We start from the raw sequence: 2,702 nt of genomic DNA on the forward strand, positions 1-2,702 counted from the left end.
CAGGCTGGACCAGATGGGGGCGTTGGGCCCCTCAGCGGCCAGGTCGTGCATGGTGGCGCAACCGATCGCGAACCCGGTGCGGGGCTCGACGAGGTAGGGGACGTTGGCCACGAAGGCGGCCAGGTCCGACCTGCGGGCCTGCTGGAGTTCGGGACGGGCCGCATCCAGCACCACCAGGACCCGGGGGAAGCGCGGGTAGCGCCTGGTCCAGGCCGGGGCGAGGCTTCCCGTGACCGGGGCGGCCCGGCGGCGCCCCCGCGTCTCGGGCAGCGGGGTGTGGTCGAAGTAGCGGGCGTAGGAGACGAGTTTGGCCGCCAGGCGGTGCACGGGCATGGTGGCCCGGTCCAGTTCGAGGAAGCCCTGGATCTGGGTGCGGCTGCCGGAGGGGTTGACGCGGGTGTAGTGCACCAGCGCGTCGCTGACCACGTGGGTCTTGTCGAAGGCCCCCTCGCCCTTTTGGTAGCGGTGCGCCACCTCCGGAATCCAGCTCAGGGCGCCGAAGGAGTCCCCGCGGCGGCGGGCGTCCTCGAAGAACAGGATCCCGGCCTCGGTCACGCCCAGGGTGTGGAGCTGCAGGGGGCCCGCGGCGCGCTCGCGGTTCATCCGGTGCCGTCGCACGTGCAGCACCCCGTCCTGTTCGACGGCGTCGGCTCCGTGCTCGGTGAGGAACCAGCGGTACGGTCGGCGCGGCCCTCCGGTGGTGACGCGGTCCACGAGCCGGTGCCTGCGCAGGCGGTCCAAGACCTTCCAGATGTACTGGCGGTTGGGCGAGTCGGGGGTCAGCAGGCGCCGCATCTGCCCGGTCGTGGCCAAGCGGTGCTGGTAGAGGGCGTTCAAGGCCGCGTGCGAGGCTGTTCCTGCTGCCTCGTCGGGGTCGCTCATGGGTGCTTGTCCCCCTCAGGGCCGGTGACGGCGTCTGCGGCGGGAGCCAGTGCGGTCCTCTGGTTGTTGTCCGCGGTTCCCGCTCTGCTGGCGGTCCGGTTGCCGCTGACGGGGGTATCGGAGGTGACTGCGCTGTCGTCGGCATCAGAACCGCTGTCGCCTCTCGTGCCGTTAGGGATGGTGGCGAGGGTGACGCCGAAGTGGTCGTGGATGCGCTCGTCCAGCGTCTCCAGGTCGGACAGGACGTCGCCGATCCTGCGTCGCCGCAGGTTGGTGTCGATGGCCTTCTGCTGCAGGGACAGACGGCCGGGCTCGTAGTGGTCCTGGAAGAGCTCCTCCAGCAGCACACCGCGGACCTTGAACGGCGCGGTGGTCTCACCGCCGACCGTGGTCGAGAGGATGTGGTGGTAGCGGGGCAGGTTGACCAAGGCCTCGGGCTGCACCTCCCCCGCCCACTGGCGTGTGACCACGCGGACGGCGTCGACGTCTCCGGCGGTCGAGCTCAGCAGGGACTGGTTCTGCAGAAGCGCGTCGCGCGTGGCGCGGGTCAGGCGCTGGGCCATCTGGGTCATGGCGTGCAGGCGCACCTCGAACTTGCCGAGCTGCTCCAAGATCGCGGCGAGGTGGCCGCGGGAGGCGCCGTCGATGGCTGTGAGCTCGTCGATCATGACGTCGTAGCGGCGGCGGGAGGCGGCCGGGATGTCGCCGCGGGAGCGGCCCGCCCTGAACAGGTCGTAGACCAGCAGGCAGTTGACGACTCGGCCGATGTCACCGCCGGGCGGGCAGACCCAGACGACCTTGCCCTGGTCCATCGCCGCTCGGACGTCGTAGGTAGAGATCGAGGAGCCGAAGAACGCCGTCAGGGTGGGTGAGGCGGCCAGCCGCTCGATCACGTTGGTGACCGTCGGCGTGGCGTCCGGCGGGTACTTGGGGTAGGTGCCCTTCCAGAACCGCTTCAGGCTCTCGGGCAGGAACTTCAGGAGTGGTTCGCGCCACGCCTCGTCGGTGAGCAGCCTGGGGACCTGGAACAGCGTCGGCTGATGGTCCGCTGGAAGCCTGAGCGCGAGGTGGCACAGGCTCTCGCAGGCACGGGTGAGGATGGTGCGGGCCCGCGAGGCGGCGTCGTTCCACATCAGGGCACTGGCGATGGCGGTGACCACGGCGTCCACGCGGTCCTCGATGTGTTCGCGTCCCGTCCCGGGCGCGCTCATGTCCAGCGGGTTGTAGCCGGCGATCCGGTGGTCCTCACCGCGGACGGTCAGGTCGATCTCCCACAGCCGCGACAGGACCTTCGGGGAGGTCAGCATCGGCGCGGCTCTCCGCCAGCCGTCGGCGTGGGGGTCCATGTACCACACACCGTGCCCTCCCAGCGCGAGAGCCAGGCTCTGGACCAGCGCCGTCTCGGTCTTGCCGTAGCGGGAGCGACCGATGCGCAGGGAGAAGTACAGATCGTCCAGGGGCGTGCCGACGAGCTTCTCCGTGCCGTCGCCCGCGGTGGCGTACCCCAGGGGCAGCACACCCTCCTGGCCGGTGTAGGCGGGCAGCGAGGGCGGGGGCGGGGCGATCAGCCCGTGCGAGCGGGCGACGTTGCGGCCGTGGCAGTGGCGGGTGGGCGGTTTGAGGAACCCGGCGAGTTCGCGCCCGGTCAGCAGGTTCTCCTTGCGGGGGCGGAACAGGCCGGTGTCGATGCGGCGGTCGAAGGAGCGCCGCCAGGGCCAGGCGTCGGAGCCCAGGTGGGCGACGCCGAGGTTGATTCCGGCGGTGCGCCAGTGGTTCTCCCCGGTGAACACCTCGCAAGCGGCGAGGATCTGGTGCAGGTG

General features: G+C 70.9%; 2 protein-coding genes. Both read right to left on the reverse strand.

The window, feature by feature from the left end:
• A partial coding sequence (locus tag B042_RS0116825) for a replication-relaxation family protein (RefSeq protein ID WP_036555437.1) occupies window positions 1-882 on the reverse strand: 882 nt, incomplete at its 3' end.
• The coding region (locus B042_RS26195) for a hypothetical protein (RefSeq protein WP_197024347.1) at window positions 879-2,702 on the reverse strand (1,824 nt) is incomplete at its 5' end. The genes B042_RS26195 and B042_RS0116825, both read right to left, overlap by 4 nt.

The organism is Nocardiopsis sp. CNT312, from assembly GCF_000515115.1.
Classification (GTDB): Bacteria; Actinomycetota; Actinomycetes; order Streptosporangiales; family Streptosporangiaceae; genus Nocardiopsis.